General features: G+C 71.6%; 28 protein-coding genes. 16 read left to right on the top strand and 12 right to left on the bottom strand.

The genetic code is table 11. The features are described from left to right. Window positions 1-28: 28 nt before the first annotated feature. The 5 genes from ASF28_RS17325 (at window position 29) to ASF28_RS17305 (ending at window position 5,419) form a co-directional block, all read left to right on the top strand. The gene (locus ASF28_RS17325) at window positions 29-1,312 is read left to right on the top strand and encodes a beta-ketoacyl-ACP synthase (protein WP_056095473.1); all 1,284 of its coding nucleotides are present in this window, start codon (window positions 29-31) and stop codon (window positions 1,310-1,312) included. Next, window positions 1,309-2,061 carry an SDR family NAD(P)-dependent oxidoreductase gene (locus ASF28_RS17320; RefSeq protein WP_056095471.1) on the top strand — a complete coding sequence of 251 codons (753 nt, stop codon included), beginning with the start codon at window positions 1,309-1,311 and terminating at the stop codon, window positions 2,059-2,061. Before ASF28_RS17325 ends, ASF28_RS17320 begins: the two co-directional genes overlap by 4 nt. A 38-nt stretch (window positions 2,062-2,099) precedes the next feature. Continuing rightward, entirely contained in the window at window positions 2,100-2,372 is a 273-nt protein-coding gene (locus tag ASF28_RS17315) for an SH3 domain-containing protein (RefSeq protein ID WP_056095468.1), read from the top strand. Window positions 2,373-2,480: 108 nt separating this feature from the next. After that, the gene (locus ASF28_RS17310; RefSeq protein WP_056095465.1) at window positions 2,481-3,608 is read left to right on the top strand and encodes a lytic transglycosylase; all 1,128 of its coding nucleotides are present in this window, start codon (window positions 2,481-2,483) and stop codon (window positions 3,606-3,608) included. Continuing rightward, a complete protein-coding gene (locus ASF28_RS17305) occupies window positions 3,605-5,419 on the top strand; it encodes a DUF2336 domain-containing protein (protein WP_056095463.1) in 1,815 nt (604 codons plus the stop codon). Before ASF28_RS17310 ends, ASF28_RS17305 begins: the two co-directional genes overlap by 4 nt. 4 nt (window positions 5,420-5,423) lie before the next feature. Here ASF28_RS17305 and ASF28_RS17300 read toward each other — a convergent pair whose 3' ends face one another. Continuing rightward, window positions 5,424-6,194 (bottom strand): NAD kinase, encoded by a 771-nt coding sequence (locus ASF28_RS17300; protein ID WP_056095460.1) that lies wholly within the window; start codon window positions 6,192-6,194, stop codon window positions 5,424-5,426. Between the two features lie 110 nt (window positions 6,195-6,304). Here ASF28_RS17300 and cutA point away from each other — a divergent pair, with 110 nt between their 5' ends. Next, window positions 6,305-6,631 (top strand): divalent-cation tolerance protein CutA, encoded by a 327-nt coding sequence (gene cutA / locus ASF28_RS17295; protein WP_056095457.1) that lies wholly within the window; start codon window positions 6,305-6,307, stop codon window positions 6,629-6,631. 175 nt (window positions 6,632-6,806) lie between these two features. Here cutA and ASF28_RS17290 read toward each other — a convergent pair whose 3' ends face one another. From ASF28_RS17290 to croR, 10 genes are all read right to left on the bottom strand, one after another. Beyond that, on the bottom strand, window positions 6,807-7,928 hold the full coding sequence (locus ASF28_RS17290) for a glycosyltransferase (protein ID WP_056095812.1): 1,122 nt from the start codon (window positions 7,926-7,928) through the stop codon (window positions 6,807-6,809). A gap of 194 nt (window positions 7,929-8,122) precedes the next feature. Beyond that, window positions 8,123-8,893 carry a lysophospholipid acyltransferase family protein gene (locus tag ASF28_RS17285; protein ID WP_056095809.1) on the bottom strand — a complete coding sequence of 257 codons (771 nt, stop codon included), beginning with the start codon at window positions 8,891-8,893 and terminating at the stop codon, window positions 8,123-8,125. Window positions 8,894-9,043: 150 nt separating this feature from the next. Beyond that, a complete protein-coding gene (locus ASF28_RS17280) occupies window positions 9,044-10,570 on the bottom strand; it encodes a phytoene desaturase family protein (protein WP_056095454.1) in 1,527 nt (508 codons plus the stop codon). Between the two features lie 76 nt (window positions 10,571-10,646). Beyond that, window positions 10,647-10,877 carry a DUF433 domain-containing protein gene (locus ASF28_RS17275; RefSeq protein WP_056095451.1) on the bottom strand — a complete coding sequence of 77 codons (231 nt, stop codon included), beginning with the start codon at window positions 10,875-10,877 and terminating at the stop codon, window positions 10,647-10,649. Window positions 10,878-10,943: 66 nt separating this feature from the next. Next, the gene (locus ASF28_RS17270) at window positions 10,944-12,146 is read right to left on the bottom strand and encodes an ABC transporter permease (protein WP_056095448.1); all 1,203 of its coding nucleotides are present in this window, start codon (window positions 12,144-12,146) and stop codon (window positions 10,944-10,946) included. Further along, complete coding sequence (locus ASF28_RS17265; protein ID WP_056095445.1) at window positions 12,143-13,129, bottom strand: ABC transporter ATP-binding protein; 987 nt, start codon at window positions 13,127-13,129, stop codon at window positions 12,143-12,145. The genes ASF28_RS17270 and ASF28_RS17265 overlap by 4 nt, the downstream gene beginning before the upstream one ends. An 8-nt stretch (window positions 13,130-13,137) precedes the next feature. Continuing rightward, window positions 13,138-13,539, bottom strand: a complete 402-nt coding sequence (locus ASF28_RS17260) for a DUF2141 domain-containing protein (RefSeq protein ID WP_056095806.1) — start codon at window positions 13,537-13,539, stop codon at window positions 13,138-13,140. Between the two features lie 374 nt (window positions 13,540-13,913). Beyond that, window positions 13,914-15,506, bottom strand: coding sequence for a phytoene desaturase family protein (gene crtI, locus ASF28_RS17255; protein ID WP_056095443.1), 1,593 nt, complete (start codon window positions 15,504-15,506; stop codon window positions 13,914-13,916). A gap of 136 nt (window positions 15,507-15,642) precedes the next feature. Next, window positions 15,643-16,389, bottom strand: coding sequence for a TrmH family RNA methyltransferase (locus tag ASF28_RS17250; RefSeq protein WP_056095803.1), 747 nt, complete (start codon window positions 16,387-16,389; stop codon window positions 15,643-15,645). A gap of 65 nt (window positions 16,390-16,454) precedes the next feature. Beyond that, on the bottom strand, window positions 16,455-16,934 hold the full coding sequence (croR, locus tag ASF28_RS17245; RefSeq protein WP_056095440.1) for a 3-hydroxybutyryl-CoA dehydratase: 480 nt from the start codon (window positions 16,932-16,934) through the stop codon (window positions 16,455-16,457). Window positions 16,935-17,171: 237 nt separating this feature from the next. On the opposite strand from croR, the gene ASF28_RS17240 reads away from it, so the two are divergent. The 4 genes from ASF28_RS17240 to ASF28_RS17225 all read left to right on the top strand — a co-directional run bounded on the left by ASF28_RS17240 (window position 17,172) and on the right by ASF28_RS17225 (window position 19,412). Beyond that, on the top strand, window positions 17,172-17,597 hold the full coding sequence (locus ASF28_RS17240) for a hypothetical protein (protein WP_056095437.1): 426 nt from the start codon (window positions 17,172-17,174) through the stop codon (window positions 17,595-17,597). An 88-nt stretch (window positions 17,598-17,685) separates the two neighbouring features. After that, the gene (locus tag ASF28_RS17235; RefSeq protein ID WP_056095434.1) at window positions 17,686-18,282 is read left to right on the top strand and encodes a cation transporter; all 597 of its coding nucleotides are present in this window, start codon (window positions 17,686-17,688) and stop codon (window positions 18,280-18,282) included. A gap of 5 nt (window positions 18,283-18,287) precedes the next feature. Continuing rightward, on the top strand, window positions 18,288-19,133 hold the full coding sequence (locus ASF28_RS17230; protein ID WP_056095801.1) for a metallophosphoesterase: 846 nt from the start codon (window positions 18,288-18,290) through the stop codon (window positions 19,131-19,133). 57 nt (window positions 19,134-19,190) lie between these two features. Further along, window positions 19,191-19,412: a hypothetical protein gene (locus ASF28_RS17225; protein ID WP_056095431.1), complete on the top strand. Its 222-nt coding sequence runs from the start codon at window positions 19,191-19,193 to the stop codon at window positions 19,410-19,412. A gap of 299 nt (window positions 19,413-19,711) precedes the next feature. Here the strand turns inward: ASF28_RS17225 and ASF28_RS17220 are convergent, their stop codons facing one another. Continuing rightward, window positions 19,712-20,089 (bottom strand): 4a-hydroxytetrahydrobiopterin dehydratase, encoded by a 378-nt coding sequence (locus ASF28_RS17220; RefSeq protein ID WP_056095427.1) that lies wholly within the window; start codon window positions 20,087-20,089, stop codon window positions 19,712-19,714. 179 nt (window positions 20,090-20,268) lie between these two features. On the opposite strand from ASF28_RS17220, the gene ASF28_RS17215 reads away from it, so the two are divergent. The 6 genes from ASF28_RS17215 (at window position 20,269) to xoxJ (ending at window position 26,839) form a co-directional block, all read left to right on the top strand. Next, on the top strand, window positions 20,269-21,252 hold the full coding sequence (locus ASF28_RS17215; RefSeq protein WP_056095424.1) for an ABC transporter substrate-binding protein: 984 nt from the start codon (window positions 20,269-20,271) through the stop codon (window positions 21,250-21,252). Between the two features lie 49 nt (window positions 21,253-21,301). Beyond that, window positions 21,302-22,039: an ABC transporter permease gene (locus ASF28_RS17210; protein WP_056095421.1), complete on the top strand. Its 738-nt coding sequence runs from the start codon at window positions 21,302-21,304 to the stop codon at window positions 22,037-22,039. Then, complete coding sequence (locus ASF28_RS17205; RefSeq protein WP_056095418.1) at window positions 22,020-22,775, top strand: ABC transporter ATP-binding protein; 756 nt, start codon at window positions 22,020-22,022, stop codon at window positions 22,773-22,775. Before ASF28_RS17210 ends, ASF28_RS17205 begins: the two co-directional genes overlap by 20 nt. 652 nt (window positions 22,776-23,427) lie before the next feature. Next, complete coding sequence (gene xoxF1, locus ASF28_RS17200) at window positions 23,428-25,230, top strand: lanthanide-dependent methanol dehydrogenase XoxF1 (protein WP_056095415.1); 1,803 nt, start codon at window positions 23,428-23,430, stop codon at window positions 25,228-25,230. 134 nt (window positions 25,231-25,364) lie between these two features. Further along, window positions 25,365-25,985, top strand: coding sequence for a c-type cytochrome, methanol metabolism-related (locus ASF28_RS17195; protein WP_082476642.1), 621 nt, complete (start codon window positions 25,365-25,367; stop codon window positions 25,983-25,985). Further along, complete coding sequence (gene xoxJ / locus ASF28_RS17190) at window positions 25,985-26,839, top strand: rare earth element methanol dehydrogenase accessory protein XoxJ (RefSeq protein WP_056095412.1); 855 nt, start codon at window positions 25,985-25,987, stop codon at window positions 26,837-26,839. Before ASF28_RS17195 ends, xoxJ begins: the two co-directional genes overlap by 1 nt.

Genomic DNA, 26,839 nt, shown 5'->3' with positions numbered 1-26,839 from the left:
ACCCCGTGAAACGGTGTAGAACGGCGCGATGACCAACGATTCCTTTCGCGACAGCAAGGGCCGCCCCCTGGTGGCGGTCACGGGCCTCGGCATCGTCACCTCCCTGGGCCAGGGCCAGGCCGACAACTGGGCGGCCCTGACCGCCGGGCGCTCGGGCATCCACGCCATCAAGCGCTTCCCGACGGAGGGCCTGCGCACGCGCATCGCCGGCACCGTCGACTTCCTCGACACCGATCCGCTGGTGGCCCCGGCCCTGTCGCAGCGCTTCGCCGAAGCCGCCGCCGAGGAAGCCATCGCGCAATCGGGCCTCGGCGCGCGGGGCGATTTTCCCGGCGCCCTGTTCATCGCCGTGCCCCCCGTCGAGATGGAATGGCCCCAGCGCCGGGCCATGGCCGAGGCGTCGGGCCAGGACGGGCCGATCACCTATTCGGACCTCCAGCGCGCCGCCGCCAGCCGCCGGTTCGACGCCTGGCACGACCTGTTCATCTTCGGCACCGTGGCCGAAAACATCGCCGACCGCTTCGGCACGAAGGGCTCGCCGATCTCGCTCTCCACCGCCTGCTCGTCGGGGGCGACGGCGATCCAGCTCGGCGTCGAAGCCATCCGCCGGGGCGAGGTGAGCGCCGCCCTCTGCATCGGCACCGACGGCTCGGTGAACCCCGAATCCCTGATCCGGTTCTCCCTGCTCTCGGCCCTCTCGACCCAGAACGACCCGCCGGAGGCCGCCTCGAAGCCGTTCTCGAAGAATCGCGACGGCTTCGTCATGGGCGAGGGCGCCGGCGCCCTCGTGCTGGAGGAGGCCGGGGCCGCACGGGCGCGGGGGGCAAAAATCCTCGGCTACGTGCTCGGCTGCGGCGAGAAGGGCGACGGCTTCCACCGCACCCGCTCCAGCCCCGACGGCGCCCCCGGCATCGCGGCGATCCGCGCGGCCCTGGACGATGCCGGCACGGGCCCCGACGCCATCGACACCGTCAACGCCCACGGCACCTCGACGCCGGAGAACGACAAGATGGAGGCCATGGGCTGCGCCGCGGTGTTCGGCGACCGCATCGGCCGCCTGCCGATCTCGTCCAACAAGTCGATGATCGGCCACACCCTGACGGCGGCCGGGGCCATCGAGGCGGTGGTCTCGCTGCTGACCATCGCCCACGGGCGCATCCCGCCAACCATCAACTACGCCGTGCCGGACCCGGCGATCCCGCTGGACGTCGTCGCCACCGCCCGCGACGCCCGGGTCTCCCGCGTGCTCTCGAACTCCTTCGGCTTCGGCGGGCAGAACACCTGCCTCGTGCTCGGGGACGAGCCCGCATGAGCACCCGCATCCTCGTCACCGGGGGCGCCTCCGGCCTCGGCGCCGCCCTGGTGCGGGCCCTCGTCGGCGCCGGCCACGACGTCGCCTTCACCTACCGCTCGTCGGGCGAGGCCGCCGAGGCCCTGGTGGCCGAGCTCGCCGCCGCCCATCCGGCGCGGATGGTGACGGCCCACGCCCTCGACCTCGCCGACCGCGCCGCCCTCGACGCCTTCTGCGAGTCCCTGGAGGACGAGGCCTTCTACGGCCTCGTCCACAATGCCGGCCAGTCCTCCGACGCGCTCGCGGCGATGCTCGACCAGGACCGGGCCGAGGCGGCCATGCAGGTGAACTTCTGGTCCCTGACCCGCCTCGCCAAATCCCTGGTGCGGGGCATGATCCGCGCGCGCTCGGGGCGCATCGTCGCCATCGGCTCGGTGGCGGCCCTTCGGGCGAACCCCGGCAACGCCGCCTACGCGGCGAGCAAGGGCGCGCTCATCGCCTATTGCCGGACGCTCGCCATCGAGTCGGCCAAGCGCGGGGTCACCGTGAACGTCATCGCCCCGGGCTTCATCGACACGGACATGATGGCGCCCTACGCCGCCCACCGGGCCGGCATGGAGCGCCAGATCCCCGCCGGACGCTTTGCCCGGCCGGAGGAGGTCGCGGCGCTGGCCGCCTTCCTCATGGGGGAGGGGGCGGCCTACATCACCGGCGCGGTCCTCCCCGTGGACGGCGGCCTCACTGCGATGATGGGCGTGCACCGCTCCTGAGACCCGCGCTCCCGAGATCCGCGCTCCCGAGACCCGCCATGCGCCTTCCCCTCGCCCTCGCCGTCCTCGCCCTGGCGGGCCCGGCTTTCGCCGTGGAGGCGTTTCGCGTCGACGGCCTGCCCCGCGGCGAGGGCCTGACCCTCCGCGAGACGCCGGACGCCGCCGCGCCCGCCCTCGGGCAGGTGCCGGCCGGCGCGCGCATCCGGGGCTTCGGCTGCACCAGCGACACCCCGAGCGGCCTGACCTGGTGCCGGGTCAAGGCCGGCCCGATCCTCGGCTGGGCGCGCCGACGCTATCTTGCTCCGGACTGAACAGGGGCGCGGTCCCCGGCTCTTTAAGCTTCCTTTACCATAGTTGAGCAAAGTCAGGCCCGAAGGACAGGCCGCCATCATGGCGCCGTGCCTTCAGCCGGACGGCGCATGTTCCTGTTCACCACGCCCCCCGCCACCACCCGCGACACCGGCGCCGCCCGGGATGCGGGGACGCGCGCGGTTTCGGGCACGACTTCGGGGACGAATTCGGGCTCGGCCGTCGTCGCGGCGATCCGCGACGGGGCGCAGAGTTCGGGCGTGGGCTTCGACTACCTCCTGGCGACGGCCCGGCGCGAATCCGCCCTCGATCCCACGGCGAAGGCCGGCACCTCCTCGGCCACGGGCCTGTTCCAGTTCATCGAGCAGACCTGGCTCGGCACCATGAAGAACGCCGGGCCGAAGCTCGGCCTCCAGACCTATGCCGACGCCATCACGGCGCGCCCCGACGGCACCTACGCCGTCACCGACCCCGACGCGCGCCAAACGATCTTGGATCTCCGCCGCGATCCTAAGACCGCCGCGACCCTCGCCGGCGCCCTGACCCAGCGCAACGGCGAGGCCCTGACGGCGGCTTTGGGCCGCGAACCCACGGGGGGCGACCTCTACGCCGCCCACGTCCTCGGGGCCCGCGGGGCCGCCGCCCTCATCAACACCGCCCAGGCGAGCCCGGCCCGCGCCGCCGCCCTCGACATGCCGGAGGCGGCCGCGGCCAACCGCAACCTGTTCTACGACAAGACCGGCCGGGCGCGGGGGGCCGCCGAACTCTACGCCCTCCTGTCGACGGCCCGCTCCACGGGTGCCCCGGCGGCGGCCCCGACGGCCGCTGCCAGCCCCCTCGTGCCGCCGGAGGGGACCACCGCCTACGCCTCCCTCGACGGTGGCCTGCGCTCCCTGTTCCAGACCGACAAGCGCCAGGGCGCGGTCTCGGACGGGGTCGCCAAGCTCTGGCAGGGCCGGGCGGCCACGGACACGGTCCGCAGCGCCCCCACCTACTTCCCGCGCTCGGACGGGACGGCGGACACCGTCCTGGCGGCGGTGCAAACCACCACCCCGGCGCAGCCTGCTCCGGCGCAAGCCACCGCCGCGGAGGCCTCCGGCACGGCGACGGCGGCCTCCCCCGCCCTCGTCGGGGCGCCGCTGCCGCCGCGCCGGCCGGCCGAATTCACCACGACGTTGGCGGCCCGGACCGGCACAGCCCTCGATCCCTCCCTCCTCACCGCCCGGAGCGGCCCATGATCATCCGCCAGTTCCTCGCCTGGACGCAGCACGCCTCGGCCGAGCGCCGGGCGGAGGCGGCCGGCGCCCTGGTCCAGGCCATCCTGCACGGGGGCCTCGCCCCCGACACGGCGGGGCAGGCGGAGGCCACGATCCTCGCGCTCCTCGACGACCCGGCCCCGATGGTGCGGCGCGCCCTGGCCGTGGCCTGCGCGACCAGCCCCGCGACGCCGCGCTCCCTCGTGGTGGCCCTGGCCGGCGACCTGCCGGACATCGCCTGCCTCGTCCTCAGGCGCTCGCCCGTGCTCACGGATGCCGACCTCGTCGACGGCATCGCCATCGGCTGCGAGGCGGCGCGCGTCGCCATCGCCGAGCGGCGCGACCTGTCGCACGCGGTGGCGGGCGCCATGGCGGAGATCGCCGGACCGGAGGCCCTCGCCGCGATGGTGCGGAACCGCAGCGCCCGCATCACCGCCGGCAGCCTCCTGCGCCTCGTCGCGCGCCACGGCGACGACGCGTCCCTGCGCGAGGCGGTGCTGGCCCGGCCCCACCTGCCCCTCGAAGTGCGCCAGGCCTGCACGGATCGGCTCGCCGAGGTCCTGTCGCGCCATGCCGTCGCGTCCGGATGGCTCACCCCGGCCCGGGGCGAACGGGCCGGCCGGGAGGCGCGCGAGCGGGCGACCCTGGAATTCAGCACCGGGGCGCATCCCATCGACCTCGCCCGCTTCGTCGCCCACCTCCGCACCCACGGCCAGCTCAATGCCGGCCTGATCCTGCGGGCGATCCTGTCGGGCCACATGCCGTTCGCCGAGACCGCCCTGGCCGACCTCGCCGGCCTCGCCCCGGCCCGCGTCGCCGGCCTGATGCACGAGGGATCGAGCGCCGCCTACGCCGCCCTCCACCGCAAGGCGGGCCTGCCGGCCATGCTGCTGCCGGCCTTCACCGCCGCCCTCTCGGCCTGGCGCGAGGCCGGCCGGGGCGAGAGCACCGCGCGGGGTGCGGCCCTGTCGCGCCTGATGATCGAGCGGGCGCTCACCGCCTGCGAGACTATGCCGTTCGCCGACGCTCAGGGCGTCATGGCCCTGCTCGCCCGGTTCGAGGCCGAGGCCGCCCGCGATGCCGCCAGGACCGTGACCCGGGCGATGGCGGCGCAGCCGGCCCTGGCGGCGCCGACGACCGAAGCGTTTCCCGAGGCGGAGGCCGTCGCGGTGGCGGCGGAGATCCTCGACGCCGAGTGGCGCGAGGCGAAGCGGCAAGCTCCTCGTGACGAAGCCCCCAGGGCGGTGCCTCGCCACGCGGCAGCCCTGAGCCAGACACTGGCGGAGACCGCGGCGATCACCGGACACCGGGACATCCTCGACCTGTCGGCGACGCCCGAACCCTCGGACACGCCGGACGTTCCGGAGGCGCCCCAAATCCTGGAGACGCCAGAAGTCCTGGTGACCCCAGTAGCCCTGGAGACGTCCGAAGGCGTGACGGCATCCGTGCAGGATGCGGGCGCCACCGCCACAGCGGCCCCCGAAGCGGCTCCAGCCGCCGGGATCGTCGACGACGGGGTCGCCGTCGAAGCCCAGGAGGCCGTCCAAGCTCAGGAGGCCATCCAAGCCGGGGAGGCCGGCCGGAACGACCCCGTCGGCCTCATCCTCGAAGCCCTGCCGCGGGCGATCCTGGCGCAGTTCCAGGAGGACCGGGCGGCGAAGCTGCGGGAGACGACGCCGCAGGACGACGCGCAGACCCGCACGGCGACCGTCGCGGAGATCCTCGACACGATCCCGAACGCCCTGGTGGCGAGCTACCGCGCCGACCGGGAGCGCGTCCGCCTCGCCGCGTGAGGCGTCAGCCGAACTGCTCGCGAAGAATCCGCTCGTCGAGGCTGTGGCCGGGGTCGTGCAGGAGCACGAGGTTGGTGGCGTGGTCGAGCCAGGTCTCGACGGTGGCGACCCGGCGGAACTCCGTGTGGTCGGCCACCGCCGCCACGGGCCGGTGCTCGGCATCGAGCACCTCGATGAAGATGCGGGCGTGATCGGGCAGGAGCGCCCCGTGCCAGCGGCGCGGGCGGAAGGACGAGATCGGCGTCAGGGCCAGCAGGCGGGCGTTGAGGGGCAGGATCGGCCCGCCCACGGAGAGGTTGTAGGCCGTGGACCCGGCCGGCGTCGCCGCCAGCACCCCGTCGGCGATGAGTTCGGGCAGGCGCACGTGGCCGTCCACCGAGATCCGCAGCTTGGCGGTCTGATGGGTCTGGCGCAGCATGTAGACCTCGTTCAGGGCCCGCGCCCGGTGCCGGCGCCCCTCCGTGTCCACGGCCTCCATGAGCAGGGGGTGGATGCGGCTGCGCTTGGTGTTCTCGAGGCGCTCGAGGAGGTCCTCCTCGCGGTACTCGTTCATGAGGAAGCCGACGGTGCCGCGGTTCATGCCGTAGATCGGCTTGCCGGCATCCATGAAGCGGTGGAGGGCCTGGAGCATGAGGCCGTCGCCGCCGAGGGCCACCACCACGTCCGCCTCCTCGGGCGGCACGTGGTCGTAGCGGCGCATCAGGGCGTCCGCCGCCTGGCGCGCGTCGTCCGTCGGGCTCGCGATGAACGCGATCGTGTTAAAACGCCGCGACATGAACCCCCGCCCCGTTGACCCGACCGCGATCCGCGTCGCACCTCGGCGCACCGCGCGGGATGCAGCCGCCGGTCCGCGATCGGGAGACCCATAGCCAGGAGACCCATAGCATGGAGCGTCCGCTTCTCGTCTACACCACCTTCCCGGATGCCGACGCGGCCCTCGCCGTGGGCGAGGCCCTGGTGCGCCTGCGCCTGGCCGCCTGCGTCAACGTGCTGCCGGGGATGCGCTCGGTCTATGCCTGGAAGGGCGCGGTGGAGCGGGCCGACGAGGTGGTGGCCCTGATCAAGAGCCGCGAGACCCTGGCCGAGCCCCTCGGTGCCGCCCTCAAGGCGCGCCACCCCTACGAGACGCCGATCATCCTCCACCTACCCGTGACCGGCGCCGATCCGGACACGGCGGCGTGGATCGCCGAGGAGACCGGCGGCGCTGTGTAGGACCGTTTCGGATCGAACAGGCGCACCAGTGCTCCCTCTCCTGGAAGGAGAGAGTTGGGGTGAGGTGCGTGGACTCTCCGAAAAGGTCACACACCTCACCCTGTCCCTCTCCTTCCAGGAGAGGGGACCCGCGCCAAGCCCCGTCATCGGCGATACTCGCGATACGTCGAACCCATCAGGCCCCGTTCAGCGGATAGCTTCTCCCCTTCCACACGGCGGCGCCGGCGGCCTTGCGGCGCAGGAGCACGTTCCACTGGATCAGGAGCGCCACGGTCACGGTCACGGGATGCAGCGGGATCGTGACGGCGGGCTCGCGCATGGCGAAGGTGATCGCCGCCCGCGTGCCGAGGGAGAGCAGGAGCGCGGCCAGCGCCAGGCCGGCCGCGACGGGGGTGACGAGGCCGAGGCCGAACAGGATCAGCAGCAGCACCGGCAGGATGTGACCGCCGAACAGCAGCAGGCTCCAGATGGGGAGGGCGCGCGGGGTCGCCATGCCCTCGTGGGCGTTCTTCGAGAACCCGGCCCAGGCTTCTCCCCAGCCGCGGTACATCCGGCAGGAGGCGAGGGCGTGGCCGGCCACGAGGTCGGTGCGGTGGCCCGCCCCGCGAAGGCGGCGCGCCAGCAGCACGCCGTCGTGGAGGAAACCCCGGATCGCCCCGTGGCCGCCCGTGGCGGCGTAGACCGCCCGGTCGACGAGGACGAGCTGGCCGCAGGCCGCCCCGAGGGACGTGCGCAGGGACGACCGCATCATCGGCACCGGCAGGTAGCCCACGAGGAGGAAGCCGATCATCGGTACGGTGAGACGCTCGCCGAGGGTGCCCATGCGCTGGCGCGGCACGCCGCTGACGAGGGCGGCGTCCGTGGCGGTGGCGTGCGCCGCCAGGGCCGCCGCCGCCGCCGGCGCCAGGGTCACGTCGGCATCGATGAACAGGAGGTGTTCGAAGCGGGCCCGCCCGGCCAGCACCGCGCAGGCGTGGTTCTTCCCCGTCCAGCCCTCGGGCAGGGACGGAATCGGCACGAGGGACAGGCGCGAGTCGGTGGCGGCGATGGCCCGCACGAGGGCGGCGGTGGCGTCGGTGGAGTGGTCGTCGCCGACCAGCACCTCGATGGCGGCCCCCGTGCTGGCCAGCGCCGCCCGCACGGTGTGTTCGATGGTGGCGGCCTCGTCGCGGGCCGGGATCAGGATCGACACGCGGGGTCTTTTTTCGGCGTTCGGCGGATCGGCTTCCGGCGTCCGCGATGCGTCGGCCTGAACCGCGACGGGCCCGCTCTCCTGGAAGGAGAGGGCTGGGGTGATGTGTGTGGACTTTTCGGAGATGTCGCACACCTCACCCTGTCCCTCTCCTTCCAGGAGAGGGGACCCGTGCTGCCGGCGCGCGGCCTCGCTGCGAGACGCATCCGGCACCGGCGTGCGCAGGGCGACGAGGTTCACGGCGGCGAGGATTGCCGGGAGCAGGGCGAGCAGCACTGACAGAATCGCGAGGGCGAGGATCACGGCTGGCGGTCTTCCTCGGGCAAACGATCTGGCTCGGCACGGTGTGCGGGCTCGAAGCGGCGGCCGGTGAGGGCCGCGCGCAGGCGCCGCGCGAGATCGTAGACGCCGCCGACGCCCTTGGCACCCGAGACGAGCGCCGTGAACCGAGCGGGATCGCGGGCGATCACGTCGCCGGCGAGGCGGTCGAGGGTGTCGGTCAGGGCCGCCTCCATCCGGGCCAGGCGCTCGGGCCGGGGCAGGGCCAGGAGGTCGGCGCCCCGGATCGGCGGCCCGAAGGCGGCACAGGCCTCCGCCCCGCGCTCCTCCCAGAAGGCGTAGTCGAGGGCCAGGGGCACGAACAGGGTGTCGGGGGCGAGTTCGGCTAGGCGGGCGACGCCGGCGCGGAGATCGAGGGGCCGGGCGCGGACGTCGGCGAAGCGCCCCTGCGCGGTGATCCAGATCATCGCGCCGGGCCGCGCCAGGATGGTTCGCGATGAGCGGAGGAACTGGGCCGCGCCGCGGGCCGAGTCGAGGTCGACCGGGAAGGCGCCGATGCGGGCGAAGATCGCGTAGCGCGCCAGCATCCCGGCATCGAACGGGGCGTGGCTCTCGCGCTTCGGGAACAGCCGCCCGGCGAGCAGGATGACCACGGCGGCGTCCCACCATGCCGGGTGGTTGCAGTAGACCACGACGGGGCCGGGATGGCCGGCACAATCCGGAACGCCCCAGCGGGCGATCCGCAGGGCGTTCATGTGGCGGCGCAGGAACCGGTCGAAATACCCGACCATGAACCGCCAGACGAAGGCCGAGCGGGCCGGGGCCGACACCGCCCGGTCCTTGAGCAGATTTCGCAAACGTGGTCACCGGTTTTGCGTCGAAACTCTGCGACGGATCAGGGAGCTAAGCAGGTTCGCGTCGGCGCGCCAACGCGAACCGGCTCAGGCGCTCGCCCGCACCTCGCCGCGCGCGTCGGTGTCGTGGGCGTCCGCCGCGATCCAGCCCGACATCATCACCATGGGCATGCCGGGGCCCGGATGGGCGGCGCCGCCGGCGAGGTAGAGCCCCCGCACCTTGCGCGAGCGGTTGCCGGGCTTGAACGCGCCCATGAACTTGCCGTGGGAGGCGAGACCATAGATCGCGCCGTTGAGCACCCGGTAGCGCTCGTGGATGTCCTGCGGCGTGAGGTGGCGCTCGACGACGATGCGCTCTTCCAGGTCCGGCATGCCGGCGGTGCGCTTGAGCTTGTCCAGGATCACCTGCCGGTAGGCCGGGAACATCTTCTGCCAGTCGTGATGCGGCCGCAGGTACGGCGTGTGGACGAGGACGTAGAGGGCCTCGCCGCCCTCCGGCGCCACGCTCGGATCGGTGGAGGACGGCGCGGCGAGGTAGGCCGTCGGGTCCGGCGCCGGCTCGCCCTTGCGGTAGATGTAGTCGAACTCCTCCTCCGGGTTGCGGGAGAAGACGAAGTCGTGGTGGCTGAGGTGGTCGTAGCGCTTGTTGAGGCCGAGGTAGAGCACCACGCCCGAGCAGGCCGGCTCGAAGGACTTCTTCTCGTAGGCCTTGCCGACGGCCCCGCCGACGAGTTCGCGGTAGGTCCGCACGCTGTCCATGTTGGAGATGACGGCGTCGAACGGGGTGGTGCCGGCGGCGGTGCGCACGCCCGTCACCGCGCCGTTCTCGGTGGCGATGCCCGTGACCTCGTCGCCCGGCCGCAGGGTGGCGCCGAGTTCGCCGGCGAGCTTCGACAACGCCTCGGCCACGGCGCGGGTGCCGCCCATGGGGTACCACACCCCTTCCGCCGTCTGCATGTGGGCGATGGCGCACAGCACGGCCGGCGCGCCGTAGGGCGACGAGCCGACATACTGCACGAAGTGGTCGAGCATCTGGGCGAGGCGGGCGTCCTTCACCTTGGAGCGGATGGTGCCCGCCACCGACGAGCCCATGCGCAGGGACAGGACATCCCGCAGGGTGCCGGGATTCATGTTGGCGCGGATGTCGATGGTGTCGAACAGGTCCTCCACGGCCTTCCAGAAGAAGAACCGATTGGAGACGCCGTGGAGATGCTCGGAGATCTCGATGAACTTTTTATAACCTTCCCCCGCCCCCGTGCCGGGGGCGAACCGGTCCATGCTGGCGGCCATGGTCGGCACGTCGGCCATGAGGTCGATGCGGGTGTCGTCGTCGAAGAAGCAGCGCCATTGCGGATCGAGGCGGCGGAGATCGAGGTAGTCGCGGATGTCGCGCCCGGCCTCTTGGAAGATGCGCTCCAGCACCTTCGGCACGGTCAGAATGGTCGGCCCCATGTCGAACCGGAACCCGCCCTCGTGCAGCACCGCCGCCTTGCCGCCGAGCCAGTCGTTCTTGTCGTAGAGGGTGACCGCGTGGCCGCGCGCCGCGCTCACGCAGGCCGCCGCGAGGCCGCCCAACCCCGCGCCGACGACGGCGACCGAAGACCCAGCCCGCATGTTCGTGTCACTCCCGGCGCGGACGAAGGCCGCCCTTGTTGTTGAAGCTAGGCCGCCTGCACCGGGGGTCAACGCGTTACCCCGTCGCGGCGGCCCACGCCTCGACGATGGTGATGCCGTCGGCCGGCAGGGTGGGATAGTCGGCCCGAATGTCCGCCGACGTCTGACCGGCGCGGAGATAGGCCGCGATGGTCTCGGCCGGAATACGGGTTCCCGACAGCACCGGCATGCCGCCGAGGATTCGGGCGTCCGACACGATCTCCGTGGGGACGGTCGGCCCAATCGATCGGAGGCGGGGCTCAGCCATGGAAGGCTCCGTAATCATCCGTGACCATGTCATGCCTGCCGCACAACCTCAACGGGAGGCACCCCCTCACGCCACCCGCCGCGACACCAGCCCCACGGCAACCACCAAGCTCACCGCCGCCACGGCGATCATCACGCCCCAGGCCGGCAGGGCGGCGGAGACGCCCTCGCCGAGAGCGGTCTGGTAGGCCTCGATGGCCCAGGCGTTGGGGGTGAACCAGCCGGCCTGCTGCAGCCACGGCGGCATGAGGAAGCGCGGAACCATGCTGCCGCCCACGGCCGAGAGCAGGAGGACGCCGAAGGTCGAGGCGAGGTGGGCCTGCTGGCGGGTGGCGGCCGCTGCGCACGCCGCGAGGGCCAGCCCGGCAGCCATGGCGGCAACCAGAAGGGTGGTGACGAGCCAGGCCCCCCAGTGGGGCCTCAGATCGACGCCGTGCAGCAGGCTCGCCGCGGCGAAGATCAGGCCGGCCTGGAGCATGCCCTGGACGACGAGGAAGGCGAACTTGCCGAGCACGATCACCGCGAGGCCACCGGGGGCCGCGGTGAGGCGGTCGGCGAGGCCGCCCTGGCGCTCCTCCACGAGGGACATCGCCCCCTGCATGGCAGCGAACAGCAGGAACACCGCCGCAATGGCGCCGGCGTAGTAGCTCACCCGATCGTTGCCGCCGCCCGTCGCCGTGCTGCGGAGTTCGACGAGGGACGCGAACGAGAACGGCTCCTTGCGGGCGCGCTGCTCGGCGAAGGCTTGGGTCAGGAAGGCGCGCTCGTCGGCGCCGATCTTGCCCGAGCGCTCGACGTCGGCGACGATCCGGGCCAGCACCACGTCGGGCAGGGCCTCATTGAGCACCCGCTGGAACTGCCCGAGGGCGATGGGGGTGGCGAGCGCCCGGGCCGGGTTCTCGACGAGGACCACGGGCTGCTCGGCGGGGGCCGTCCCGGCCGGCGCGGCGTCGAGGTCGCCGCGCAGGACCAGGGCGACGTCGACCTCGCCCCGGCGCACGGCGCGCGCGGCCCCGGCGAGATCCGCGACGGGCAGGCGGGCGATGCGCAGGGACGGGTCGGCCTCCAGGGCCGCGACGAGGCGCTCCGTCGTCGCCGTGCGGGCGAGGTCGACGAGGCCGAGATGGATGCGGATGCGCTCGCCGATGGCGCCGGAGAAGATCGCGGCGAAGATCACGAAGATCACGGTGGGCAGCACGAAGGCCATGACCAGGGCGGCGCGGTCGCGCACCAGGCCGAGCAGCATCACCCGGAAGGCGGCGGCGATCATGGTGCGGCCTCCGCGCGGCGGCGGAGCCGGACGGGGTCGGCCGGGTCCCACAGGCCCAGGGCGTCGCGGTAGACCGCCTCGAGGCCGGGGGTGCGGATGCGGATCTCGGCGACGGGGACGCCGTCCGTCCGAAGGGTGTCCAGCAGGGCGGCCGCGTCGAGGCGCGGGCCGGCGGAGGGGAGCGCCCGCCAGGTCAGGCCGGTGTCCACGGGCGCGAAGCCCGCCCGCCGCAGGGCCGCCTCGGCCAGGCCGGAGGCGGGGCCCGACAGGGCGACCTCGTGCTCGGGCGCGCCGTCGCGCAGGCGCGCCAGGAGGTCGGGCAGGGCGCCCTCGCGCACGATGCGCCCTTGGGCGAGGAAGGCGGCCCGGTCGGCGAGGCGCTCGGCCTCGGAAAAATCGTGGGTGGCGACGAGGAGGGCGGCGCCGGCGCGGCGCAGGCGCTCCAGCACGGCGTGGATTGCGGCGCGGGCGTGGAGATCGACGCCCTGCGTCGGCTCGTCGAGGAGGACGAGGCGGGGCCGGGCCATGAGGCTCGCGGCGATGTTGACCCGGCGCTGGTAGCCGCCCGACAGCAGGCCGACGGGGCGCCCGGCCACCTCGGCGATCCCCGTGAGGTCGAGGGCGTCGGCCAGGGCCGCGCGCCGGGCGGGGCGGCCGAGGCCGGCGAGGCGCGCGAACACGTCGAGGTTCTCGGCCACCGTGAGGCGGGGATACAGTGCGATGTCCTGGGGCACCCAGCCGATGGCCCGGCGGGCCTCGGGCGTCGCGAACGGATCGCTCCCCGCGATCCGCACGGTGCCCAACTGCGGCGCGAGGCGGCCGGCGACGAGGCGCATGAGCGAGGTCTTGCCGGCCCCGTTGGGACCGAGCAGGGCCACGGTCCGGCCGGCGAAGAGGTCGAGGTCGACGCCGTCGAGGACGCGGCGGTCGCGGTAGCTCAAGGCAGCCCCCCGGACCACGACCAGGGGTGCGTCGGGCGGCACGGGGGCGGTCAGCGGCGGGGCAGGGCGCGGGTCAGGCGCAGGCGCAACGCCAGTCCGGGCTCGCGCACGGCGACCTGGGCGCGGGCGAAGTCCGGCCGGGCCGTACGCTCGGACGGGCCGGAGAAGCCGTAGGGCTCGGTGGGCAGGCCGAGGCCGGTGCGGTCGAGGCGGCGATCGCCGTTCTGGTCCTGGAAGGCCGCCACCGCGTAGGCGCCGGGCGCGACATCCTCGAACACCACGCGCTGGCTCGGGCCGCGCACGGGCGCATCCTGGCCGATCCGGCACTCGGCCTCCGACAGGCCGCCCTGGCACAGGGCGACGTAGAGGGTGGACGGCACGGGTTCGATCCCGTCCACGGTCACCGCCACGGTGGCCGCGACGGCGGGACCGGCCGAGAAAAAAGCTACCAGACAGGCCGCAACCTGAAGGGCGCGTGCAACGGACCGAACGTGTTCGATCGCTGCGGATCGGGCAGCGACGACCGGCCCCCTTTCTTGGAAGGCAGGGCGATCGCAGATGGGTTCTCTCGGCGCTCGAACAGGACCCAAGAGGCTTCGAACACGCGCGACGGGCCCCCTCTCCTGTTTGGGAGAGGGTTGGGGTGAGGGTCGTGGACTCTCCGGAGACTTCGCACACCTCACCCTGTCCCTCTCCTTCCAGGAGAGGGGACCCGTGCTGCCCGCGAGATGGGTGACGACGAAAGCCGATGAACAGGAGGACCCGAGCCCTGCCCCATGGCGAGGGGACACGTGCCGACGGTCGAAGCTGTCGGTCAGGAAAGAAATCACGCGGCGTCGCCGGAGGTGGCGAGGGGCGCCGTGGTCGGCACGCCGGCGGCCTCGGCGCCGACGCGGCCCGCCGACAGTTCCTCGATGAGCAGGCGGGCGGTGATGCGGGCGCCCTCGTAGATCACCGGCAGGCCCGAGCCCGGATGGGTGCCGCCGCCGACGAGGTAGAGCCCCGGCCCGAAGCGGTTGTGCGGGCGGAAGTAGAGCATCTGCATGAGGTCGTGGGCGAGGTTGAAGGTGGCGCCCTCGTGGACGAAGAAATCGTCGCGCCACTCCGTCGGATCGACGATGCGCTCGTAGCGGATGCGCTCCTCGATGTCCCCGAGGCCCAAGATCTTCAGGCGGTCGAGGACGAGGCGGCGATAGGTCGCCCGCGTGGTCGCCCAGTCGATGTCGGCCTTGAGGTTGGGGACCGGCACGAGGACGTAGAGGCTGGTGTGGCCGGGCGGCGCCATGCCGCCATCGGTGAAGCCGGCATGCTGGACGTAGAGCGAGGGCTGCATCGGCAGGGTGCCGCCGGTGATCTCGCGGATGTTGCGGGCGTAATCCTCCGACAACAGGATGGTGTGATGGCCGAGGGCCTCCGGCGCCGGGCCCTCGATCCCGAGATAGAGCATGAAGGTCGAGCACGAGAGGCGCGCCTTGGCGATCTTGGCGTCGCGCCAGCGCGGGCGGTGGGTCTGGGGTACCAGATCCTTGATCACCTTGGCGAAATCGCCGTTGATCACCACCGCGTCGGCGTGGATCGTCTCCCCGCCGCAGACGACGCCGCAGGCCTTTTTCCCCTCGAACAGCACCCGGTCGACGCTCGCGCCGAGGCGGATATCGACGCCCATGCGCCGGGCCAGGCCGGCCATGGCCTCCGAAACGGCGCCGCAGCCGCCGACGGGGTGATAGACCCCGTGCTCGTATTCGAGGAACGACAGGATGGTGAACAGGCTCGGGCACCGGAACGGCGACATGCCGAGGTATTTGGTCTGGAACGCGAAGGCGAGCCGCACGCGCGGGTCGGCGAAGTAGCGCTGCAGGTCCTTGTCGACGCTGCGCCCGGGATGGAGGTGGGGCAGGGCGGCGATCATCGCCGGGGAGGCCATGCTGCGCAGGGTGTGGAAGGCCTGCTCCAGAACCGGCTTGAAGAACTTCAGCTTGACCCGGTTGTCGGAAAAGAATTTCCGGACGTTCTTGGCGTCGTCCGGCGCGATGCGGGCGACCTCCGCCTCCAGGCGCGCCATGTCGTTGGTCGCCTGGATCGTGCCCGAGATGCCGCCGTTCTCCTCGAAGACGAGGTGGTATTGCGGATCGAGGCGCTCGAGCTTGACGTGGTCCTCGAGGCGCTCGCCGCAGGATTCGAAGATGTCGGCGAGAATCTGTGGATAGAGGAAGAAGGTCGGCCCGATGTCGAAGCGGTAGCCGCCCGGCGCCTCGACGGTCTTGGTCCGGCCGCCCACCGCCGGGTCCTTCTCCAGGAGCGTGACGTGAACGCCCGCGCGCGCCAGCAGCAGGGCGGTGGCGAGGCCGCCGGGACCGGCGCCGACGATGATGACCCGGCGTCCGGACAGGGTCCGCAAGCCATCCCGTGACTGCAGCAACGCTCACAACTCCCACTTAACGTTCCGGATCGCGGCCCCCTGGCCTGAACCGAAGTCTGCGACGCCCTGTACCGGACGGACCCGTGCAATCTTGAGCGTAGCACCGGGGAGGGCAAGAGCCACGGATTGTCGCGTGTCAGCCCAGGCGGTGCGCGGCGAGGTGGTGGAGGGCCAGGGCCCCGGCCGTGGCGACGTTGAGGGAATCGAAATCCGGCGCCATGGCGATCCGCACGGTCCGGGCCCGGGCCATGAGGGTCTGGGGCAGGCCGGGGCCTTCCGTGCCGAGGAGCAGGAGGACGCGCGGCGGGGGCGCGAGCTCGGACAGGGTCTCGCGGCCGGCGGGGCTCAGGGCCAGGGGGACGAGGCCGTGGGCCGCGGCGAAGGCGAGAAGTGCCGCCCCGTCGGGCAGGCGCGCGAACGGCACCGTCAGCGCCGCGCCGGCCGAGACCCGGATCGCCTTGCGGTAGAGGGGGTCGCAGGCGGCGGCGTCGAGGAGCACGCCGTCGGCCCCGAAGGCGGCGGCGTTGCGGAACAGGCCGCCGACATTGTCGTGGTTGGTCAGGCCGACGAGGCCGACGACGAGGGCCGGCGCCGGAGCGGGCGGCACCGCGAGGGCAACCTCCGCCCCGCGCAGACCGACGGCCAACACGCCGCGATGGATCGGAAAGCCCGCGATGGCGCTCATCACGGCCTTCTCGGCGACGTAGACCGGCACCGGCTCGGTCCGCGCCGTGAGGATGTCGGCCAGGCCCTCCACGCGCTCCGGCGACAGGAGAATCGACTCCAGCGAGAACCGCGCCCGCTCCGAGAGCATCACCCGCAAGGTGACCTCGCCCTCGACGATGAAGCGGCCCTCGCGGCCGACGAGGTCGCGCTCGCGCATGGCGGTGTAGGGCGCCAGACGCGGGTCGGCCGGATCGTCGATGGGGATCGGGGTCAAGCGCCGGGTCAGGCGCTCGGCGGACGGCCGCCCATGCGGATGGCGAGGGGATCGGCCTCGGCCCTGGTCGGGACCTTCACCAGGGCCTCGCCGTCGAGGACGATCTCGCCGGCGACCGAGCAGGTGCACTTCAGGCGGGCGCGGCGGCGCTCGGGCACGAGTTCGGCCACCTCGACGGTCACCTGCACGGTGTCGCCGATGCGCACGGGCGCGCGGAAATTCAGGGTCTGGCTGATGTAGATGGCGCCGGGGCCGGGCAGGCGGGTGCCGAGCACCGCCGAGATCAGGCCGGCGGTGTAGAGGCCGTGGGCGATGCGGGTGCCGAATGGCGTGCGGGCGGCGAAGTGCTCGGACAGGTGGATCGGGTTGCGGTCGCCGGTGATCTCGGCGAAGCCGACCACGTCGGAGGACGAGATCTCCTTGTTGAGGGTCTCGGACAGGCCGACTTCGAGGTCCTCGAAATACAGGACGCGCAGTTCGGGCATCATGGGCAGTTCCCCCGTCTCATTCGTGGCACGCGGGGATCGCCCGCGCTGACGGCGCGCCCGTTCGCCGCGCCGAAGATCCCTTTGTCGCCTCGCACAGGCGCGCGGCCAAATCCAGTCTCCGGCCGCGCGGAGGGGGGCCGGGGCCCGAGAGGCGTTGGGTACACAAGCGGCCGTTGGGTACAAATGGAACGGCCGTCTTCACGGGTTCGTGAACCCTCGTGCCGTACGCTGCCCGGCATGGCCGATCCAGATCTTTTTGCGCCCCGCCATGTCGGGGCGGCGCTCTCCCTCACGGGCCTCGTCGCCCTGATGACGAGCGAGGGAGCGCGACCCGACATCCTCGGCCTAGCCTGCGGCTGCCTCGCGGCATCCCTGGTCGCCTTCGCGGTCGACGCCTTCCACACGCCGAAACTGCCGCGGTCGCGCAAGGGCCACCGGGGCAGGATGCGCCAGCCCGCGATGCCTGCGGCCGTAGCGGGCCAGTGGGAAACCGTGCCGGCCCGTTCGGCCCTGCCGCACGACCCACGGGTCCACCCGGCCCTGTCGGCCTCGGTCCGCATGAAAGGCGTCCCCCGGCCCGAGCCGGTGCCGCCGGTCGTGGCCGCCGTGCACCGGCGCGCCCTGAAGGACGTGCGCAACCGGCGCATCTCCCGCGGGAGCTGAACCGGTCGCGGGCCGCCCCCCTCGACGGGTCCGCCCTCGACAGGACGGCACGCATCGGCGATGAGGCGCCGGCTACGAGGACCGCACCGTGACCCAGCCCGCCCCCGCGCTCCGCCCCGTCGTCGCCCGGGTCGCGGGTCTGAACCTCGGCTCCTTCGGCATCGAGATCGCCGTGGCGCTCGCCATCGGCTCCATCGCCCTCATCGCCGACAGCCTCGACTTCCTCGAGGACGCGGCCATCAACCTCCTCATCTTCGCCGGCATCGGCTGGAGCGTGCGCAACCGGGCCCGCCTCGGCATGGTGCTGGCCGGCATCCTGGTGATCCCGGGGCTCGCCACCGCCTACGCGGCCTACGAGAAATTCTCGGACCTGACGCCGCCCGCCCCCCTGGCGCTGACCCTCACGGGCCTCGCGGCGCTGGCCGTCAACCTCGCCTGCGCCGCCATGCTGGCGCGCCACCGCGACGGCGGCGGCAGCCTGACCCGGGCGGCCTACCTCTCGGCCCGCAACGACGCCTACGCCAACCTCGCCATCATTGCCGCCGGCCTGCTCACCGCCCTGACCCTGTCGCCCTGGCCCGACCTCGTCGCGGCCGCCGGCATCGCGATCCTCAACGCGGACTCGGCCGGCGACATTCTCCGGGCGGCCCGCGCGGAATGGCGCGCGGCGAACGCGATCTCCTGACCCCCATGCGCCTCTTTCCGATCTCCGACCTGCACCTCGAGCGCCGCCGCCTCGACGTGATCCCGCCGCCGCGCCCGGCCTTCGACGTGCTGGCCTGCGCCGGCGACCTGTGGGAGGGCCATCCCGAGCGGGGCCTGGCCGCCCTCGTGGCCCTGGCACAGGGGCGGCCCATCGTCCTGGTGCCGGGCAACCACGAGCGCTACGCCCCCACCGGCGACGGCCGCACCGCGCCCGAGCTCCTCGCCGCCCTGGAGGCCGAGGTGACGCGCCTCAACGGGGCGGGGCACACGATCCACCTGCTCCAGGCGGGCGCCGCCGTGATCCGCGACGGCGTGCGCTTCGTCGGCACCACCCTGTGGAGCGACTGGCGCCTCGCCGGGCGCTGGCTCACGGACGGCACGGCCGACCGGCCCGCCGATCCCGTCGCCTACGCCGCCGCGCGCATGACCGACCCCGTCACCGGCTCCCGCGAGTTCCGCGGCGCCATCCGCAACGGCGACGGCTCGGTCTGGTCGCCGGCGGACGCCATGGCGGCCCATGAGCGGGAGCGCGCGGCCCTGGTCGCCGCCCTGTCGGTCCCGCACGAGGGCCCGACGGTGTGCCTCACCCACCACCCCGCCGGCACGGCGGCGGCGGACGCGTTTCGCGGGGCGCCGGGCGTGCCGTGGTGGCTGCCGGCGTTCTACGCCACCACGGTGCTGGACGACCTGCCCGACGCCGTCCGGCCGGACCTGTGGATCTCGGGGCACTTCCACGCGGCGCACGACCTGCGGGTCGGGCGCACCCGCTGGGTCGCCAACCCCGTGGAGGGCAAGACCTTCTCGCCCGACACGATCCTGGAGGTCGGCTGAAACCCGGACCCGGCGCGGCGCGTACCCTGAGACGCACGTGAGAACCGGAGCCCGCCCGTGAACGCCTTCATCGCCGTCGTCCTCGTCTGCGCCAACGGCATCCCCATCGAGGCCTGCACCGACGAGACGGCGAGCGAGGTCCGCAAGGTCCGCGTCACCAACGAGCTCGGCTGCACCAACGGCTGGCAGGAGATCATCGCCCGCACGGACCTGCGCGACGAAATCGGCAAGACCAGCTACCTCAAGACCGAGTGCCGCCGGGTGAAGGGGGCCGAGTGATCACGCTCCGATCGATGAGCGGAGCTGGGACCATCACGCCCACGCGGCGTCCGAGCGAGGCCCGAACCCGCTGTCCCGACGGGAACAGACGGATTTGGTAGGAGCCGCGCCCTTCCCCGGACGGGCGCAGCGCAGCGGAGCCCGATCCGGGGGCCAGCACAGGGAGCCGCGAAGCGTCCGGGAACTCAGCGCCGGTCGGATCGAACCGCTGACGCGGTCCTTCGCGCGCTGGGTCCCGGATCACCTTCCGCTGCGCTCCAGGCGTTCGGGAAAGGGGGGGCGGGAGCCGGGCCGATCGATCACTTCTCGTGCTTGATGTAGGCGAAGCGCGGGTCCGTGGGCGTACCCTCCAGGGCGCCGCCCTCGGTGCCGGGCTGCCAGCCCACCACCTCCTCGATCTTCCGCGCCAGGGCGAAATCCTTCTCGGTGACGCCCTTGGCGGCGTGGTTGGTCAAGCGGACCTCGACCCAGGCATAGGACGCCGTGAGGTCGGGGTGGTGCCAGGCGGCCTCCGCCAGGTGCCCCACGGTGTTGATGACCATGAGGGTGCTCTTCCAGCCGGCGGTCTTGTAGGTGCGCTTGATCCAGCCGTCCTCCAGGCGCCAGGCCGGCAGTTCGGTCTTGAGGCGCGCCTCGATGGTGGCGTCGTCGAGGACGCCGTCACGCGGTTCGGCCATGGTCGGATCTCCCGTTGCCCGGCCCCATCGGCCGGGTCCCGCCGGCGACCCTGCGACGGGCCGGAACGCCGCGCAAGATCGCGGGCCGTTTCGCCTCAGGGCGGCCGCGGCCGCGCCGGTGGACGGCCGAACCGGGACATTCTATTGAGACTCTCAACAGAATAAGGGAGGGACCGCCTATGCTGTCACGGCGCGGATTGCTCGCGACGGCGGCGTGGCTGCCCCTGGTCGGCCGCTCGGCCCATGCGAGTGCCCCGAGGGTCTCGGTGGGAAGCCTGCCCTTCGGCACGGTCTCGTGGGAGGCCGCCCTGATCAAGGCGCGCGGCCTCGACGCGGCCCACGGCTTCACCCTCGACGTCGTCAAGCTCGCCGGCAACGACGCCGCCCGCATCGCCTTCCAGGGCGGTCAGGTCGACACCATCGTGGGCGACCTGCTCTGGGCGGCCCGCCTCGGCAACGAGGGGCGGAGCATGCGTTTCTTCCCGTACTCCACCACCGAGGGCTCGCTGATGGTGCCGGGCAACAGCCCCATCGCCACCCTCAAGGACCTCAAGGGCAAGCGCCTCGGCGTCGCCGGCGGACCCCTGGACAAGAACTGGCTGCTGCTCAAGGCCCAGGCCCGCGACACCGCCGGCCTCGATCTCGAGACCGAGGCCACCATCGCGTTCGGAGCGCCGCCCCTGCTGGCGCTCAAGCTGGAGCAGGGCGAGCTCGATGCCGGGCTCCTGTACTGGACCTATTGCGCCCGCCTGGAGCCCAAGGGCTTCCGCCGCCTCATCGGCTCCGACGACATCATGCGGGCCTTCGGCGCCACGGGCTCCATGGCCCTCATCGGCTACCTGTTCGCGGGCGAGACCCTCGGGGCCAAGCCCGAGGCGGTGGCCGGCTTCACCCGCGCCTCGAAGGCGGCCAAGGACATGCTCGCCCAGGACGCCTCGGCCTGGGACGTGGTCCGCCCCCTCATGGCGGCGGAGGACGAAGCGACCTTCGAGGCCCTCAAGCGCGATTTCCTCGCGGGCATTCCGCGCCGGCCCCTGGCCGTGGAGCGCGCCGACGGCGAGCGGCTCTACGGCGTGCTGGCCCGCCTCGGCGGCGAACGCCTCGTCGGTACCGGCACCACCCTGCCGCCGGGCCTGTATTACGACGGCACCGCCAATGGCTGACGGGGCCCGCGCCCCGGCGCATTTCTAGTCCATGGGGTCCGTCTAGCCCATGGGGTTCGCCACCCGTCTCGTCTCGGTCCTCGTCCTGCTGGCCGGGTGGCAGGCCGCCGCCGTCGCCGCCGGCTCGCGGCTGCTGCCGGCGCCCCTGGCGATCCTTGCCTTCATCCGGAGCGAATGGGCCTCGGGCGACCTGTGGTGGAACGTCGGCATCACCCTTGCCCGGGTGGGCGTCTCCTTCGTGCTGGCCATGGTGCTCGGCGTGCTGCTGGGCATTGCGCTGGGGCGGTCGCGCCGCCTCAACCTCGTCCTCGACACGCCGCTCCTCATCCTGCTCAACACCCCGGCCCTGGTCATCACCGTGCTGGCCTACATCTGGGTCGGCCTCAACGAGGGCGCGGCGGTGCTGGCCGTGGTGCTCAACAAGCTGCCCAACGTGGCGGTGATCCTGCGCGAGGGCGCACGCGGCCTCGACCCGCAGCTCGAGGAGATGGCCCGGACCTACCGCTTCGACCGCCGCACCTGGATCGCCCACGTGCTGGTGCCCCAGCTCCAGCCCTTCGCCGTGGCGGCCGCCCGCTCGGGCCTGTCGCTCGCCTGGAAGATCGTCCTGGTGATCGAGCTGCTGGGCCGCCCCAACGGGGTCGGGTTCGCCATCAACTACTACTTCGTCCAGAGCCTGAACGTGGCGGCCATCGTCGGCTACAGCATCGTGTTCATGAGCGTGATGATCGCCATCGACATCCTCGTCCTCCAGCGCCTCGAAGCCCATGTGCGACGCTGGCGATAACGCCGCCGCGGGGGCGGCCCTAACGGTCGACATCCGCGCGAAGGTCTACGGCGCCGGCGGCCCCGAGCCGGTCGCCGCCGTGCGCAACCTCGCCTTCACCGTCCGGGCGAAGGAGATCACCTGCCTCATCGGCCCCTCGGGGGCGGGCAAGACCACGACCCTGCGCATCCTGCTCGGCCTCGACACCGCCTACGACGGCAGCGTGACCCCCGATCCGGCGGCCGCCGGCATCGCCATGGTGTTCCAGGAGCCGCGCCTGCTGCCGTGGCGCAGCGTGGAGCAGAACGTGCGCCTCGCCCTGCCGCGCCCCGCGCGCGGCCGCGATCTCGACGCCCTGTTCGAGTCCCTCGGCCTGACCCCGTGGCGGCGGCGCTATCCCGGCGCCCTGTCGCTGGGCATGGCCCGGCGCGTCGCCCTGGCCCGCGCCCTCGCCCAGGCGCCCCGCATCCTCGTCCTCGACGAGCCGTTCGTCTCCCTCGACGACGCCTCGGCGGCGGCCCTGCGCGCCCTCGTGGTCGGCAGCGTCACCGGCACCGGGATGGGCGTCCTGATGGTGACCCACAACGTCGCCGAGGCTATCGCCATCGCCGACCGCCTCGTCCTCGTCTCGGCCCGGCCGGCGAGCCTCGTCGCCACGGTGCCCCTCGGCCGGCCGCGGGACATGCGCGACCGGGCCTGGACCGACGCGACCCGGGCCGACCTCGCGGCGCGCTACCCCGGAATCATCGCCGTCTGAGCGAATGGGACCGTTCCGGGCGCGTCCGTCCCCGAGAAACGGCGGGACGACGCGATGCGGCGAGACAACGCATCATTGCCAGAAGCCGTCGATCCCGCCGATTCCGCCACTGCCCGATCGCGCGGCCGCGGCAAACTGCCGATGCATTATCCTGCTTACGCTCGACGGCGCTCAAACTGAAATACCAAATACCAAGATGCGCGCATCTAGGAGCCGGCGTCTACGCGGAGGCAAGTCCGGATCCACGCCAAACCATGCGCTCCGCACATAGGATAGCGTCAGATCGATAAAACCATTTGAAGACGGATCCATGGTTTTTGCACCGCACCATGGTTTGCGATGCAGCATTAGCCTGCGATTCACCAAGGTCACGTCCGGCTGAGCTTCGGCCTAGCCTCATGAAGCCCACAGAATGCGAGTTGACGGGCCGGGAATTTTTCTTAGAGTTCATTCAAGCTTCGGTTTCGAGGGGCGCCGCAAAGGGATAGCGGCCCTCGGCCTGGAGGAGCGGAACGGAACCTCAGGGTTTTGTCCGATTCCTTCGCCCGCTACGGAAGCGCACCCTGTCCCTGTCGCAAACAGCAGGTCGCACCGACGGACGCAGATCGAGAGATACGCGGATGCCAGGTGTCAAGACTTGTCGGAGGAATGCATGAGAGCGGTTCACCTTCTCGCCCTGGGCGCCGGCCTGGTGGCTTCTGCCCCGGCCCTCGCCAACGAAGACGTCCTGAAGCGCACGGCCAACCCGGCCGAGCAGGTCCTTCAGACCGTCGATTACGGCAACACCCGCTATTCGAAGCTCGACCAGATCAACGCCAGCAACGTCAAGCAGCTTCAGGTGGCCTGGACGTTCTCGACCGGCGTTCTGCGCGGTCACGAGGGCTCGCCCCTCGTCGTAGGCAACATGATGTACGTCCACACCCCCTTCCCGAACATCGTCTACGCCCTCGACCTCGACAAGGACGGCGTGATCGTCTGGAAGTACGAGCCCAAGCAGGACCCGAGCGTCATCCCGGTCATGTGCTGCGACACGGTCAACCGTGGTCTCGCCTACGCCGATGGCAACATCATCCTGCACCAGGCCGACACCACCCTGGTGTCGCTGGACGCCAAGTCCGGCAAGGTGAACTGGTCCGTCGCCAACGGCGACCCCAAGAAGGGTGAGACCAACACCGCCACCGTCCTGCCCGTGAAGGACAAGATCATCGTCGGCATCTCCGGCGGCGAGTTCGGCGTGCAGGGCCACGTCACCGCCTACGACGCCAAGACCGGCAAGAAGGTCTGGCGCGGCTACTCCGTCGGCACCGACGAGCAGATGATCATTGACGGCGAGAAGACCACCTCGCTCGGCAAGCCCGTCGGCAAGGATTCCTCGGTGAAGACCTGGGAAGGCGACCAGTGGAAGACCGGCGGCGGAAGCACCTGGGGCTGGTTCTCCTACGATCCGAAGCTGGACCTCGTTTACTACGGCACCGGCAACCCCTCGACCTGGAACCCCAAGCAGCGTCCGGGCGACAACAAGTGGTCGATGACCATTTTCGCGCGTAACCCCGACACCGGCATGACCAAGTGGGTCTATCAGATGACCCCCCACGACGAGTGGGATTACGATGGCATCAACGAGATGATCCTCACGGATCAGAAGGTTGACGGCAAGGATCGTCCGCTCCTCACCCACTTCGACCGTAACGGCTTCGGCTACACCCTCGATCGCGCCACCGGCGAGCTCCTGGTCGCCGAGAAGTTCGATCCGGTGGTGAACTGGGCCTCCAAGGTCGACATGGACAAGGGCTCGAAGACCTACGGTCGTCCGCTCGTCCAGGCCAAGTACTCCACCGAGCAGAACGGTGAGGATACCAACTCCAAGGGTATCTGCCCCGCCGCTCTCGGCACTAAGGATCAGCAGCCTGCGGCGTTCTCGCCGAAGACCCAGCTGTTCTACGTCCCCACCAACCACGTCTGCATGGACTACGAGCCGTTCCGGGTGTCCTACACCCCGGGCCAGCCCTACGTCGGCGCGACGCTGGCCATGTACCCGGCCCCCAACAGCCACGGCGGCATGGGCAACTTCATCGCCTGGGACAACATCGGTGGTAAGATCAAGTGGTCGAACGCCGAGCAGTTCTCGGTTTGGTCGGGCGCCCTCGCCACCGCCGGTGACGTGGTGTTCTACGGCACCCTCGAAGGCTTCCTGAAGGCCGTCGATGCCAAGACCGGCAAGGAGCTCTACAAGTTCAAGACCCCGTCGGGCATCATCGGCAACGTGATGACCTACCAGCACAAGGGCAAGCAGTTCGTCGGCATCCTGTCGGGTGTCGGTGGCTGGGCCGGCATCGGCCTCGCGGCCGGCCTGACCGACCCGAACGCCGGTCTCGGCGCGGTGGGTGGCTACGCCGCCCTCTCGAACTACACCAACCTCGGCGGTCAGCTGACCGTGTTCGCGCTCCCGAACTAATCGGTCGCACGAAGCTTTGAAGGTTAGGGTGCCGGCGCGGGTTTCCGCGCCGGCACCTTTATGATTAGGTCTTGATCAAGAACAATTCGAACATCGGTCCCACGGGCCGATGGATGCTCCTGGGAGAAACGTCGTTGCAGTACCAAAGCAAAGCCGCCATCCGTCCGCTCGTGGCCGCCCTCGTGTTCGCGCTCGCCTCCACTGCCGCCGTTCAGGCGCAGGACGCCAAGCCTGCCGAGGCCAAGCCCGCTGATGCCGCGGTGACCAACCAGCTCGATCCCAATGCGCCCGACAAGGACGCCAAGCTGCTCGACAAGTATCAGGCGGTGAAGGTCGAGGACGGCAAGTACTTCGATAAGGACGGCGCCCCGACCTACCACATCACCAACGACGGCAAGAAGTTCGACTGGTACGCCTATTCGGGCTACCGCCGCTATCACGCCGAGTGCCACGTCTGCCACGGCCCCGACGCCATGGGCTCGACCTATGCGCCCGCCCTCAAGGACTCGCTCAAGCGTATCTCCTACGAGGAGTTCATCGGCATCATCGCCGGCGGCAAGCAGGACGTCAGCGCGGCCGGCACCAACGTCATGCCCGCCTTCGGCGATAACAAGAACGTCATGTGCTACGCCGACGACCTCTACACCTACCTGAAGGCCCGTGCCTCCGGCGCTATGCCGCGCGTGCGCCCGACGGACAAGGAAGAGAAGCCCGAGGCCGCCAAGAAGGCCGAGAAGGAGTGCCTAGGCGGCTGATGACCCGCACAGGCTTGACCACCGGCCTCGCCCTCGCGCTCCTGCTCACCGCAGCAGGGGCGCGACCCGCGTTGGCGCAATCGCTGCCCGATCTCGTCACCACGGACACCCTGCGCGTCTGCGGCGACCCGGGCAACATGCCGTTCTCCCAGCGCAAGGAGGACGGGTTCGAGAACCGGATCGCGGCGATCATCGCCGAGGAGCTGAAGGTCAAGGTCCGCTACTACTGGCTGACCCAGGGGCCCGGCTTTGTCCGCAACACCCTCGGCACCGGCCTGTGCGACCTCATCATGGGGTCGGCCTCGGGCGGCGAGCTCGTGCAGCACACCAACCCGTACTACCGCTCGGCCTACACCCTGGTGACGCGCTCGGGCGAGCTCGACGGGGTGACGCGCCTCGACGATCCCCGCCTCAAGGGCAAGGCCATCGGCGTCATCGGCGGCACGCCGCCGGTGAACCGGATGGGGGAACTCGGCCTCGTCAGTTCGATGAAGGCCTACGCGCCCTACCAGCTCGATCCGGCCCGCAAGCACCAGACCATCGCGGCCGAGGCCATCGCGGATCTGGCCGAGAAGCGGGTCGACGCGGCCATCCTGTGGGGACCGGCCGCCGGCTGGCTCGCCAAGCAGAGCGGCGTGCCGATGACGGTCGTGCCGCTCCTCGAAGAGCCCGACCGGCCGCCGCTGACCTTCCGCATCGCCCTCGGGGTGCGGATGGAGGAAAACGACTGGAAGCGGTCCCTCAACACCATCCTGCGCAAGCGCCGCGCCGACATCGAGAAGATCCTGCGCGACTTCGACGTGCCGCTCCTCGAAGAGGAAGGCAACAAGCTCCTCGAAGCGCCGAAACCCTGA

This window comes from Methylobacterium sp. Leaf99 (assembly GCF_001422375.1).
Lineage (GTDB): Bacteria > Pseudomonadota > Alphaproteobacteria > Rhizobiales > Beijerinckiaceae > Methylobacterium.
Note: the sequence above shows the minus strand (reverse complement) of the source record. Positions and strands in the feature narration are given on the sequence as shown.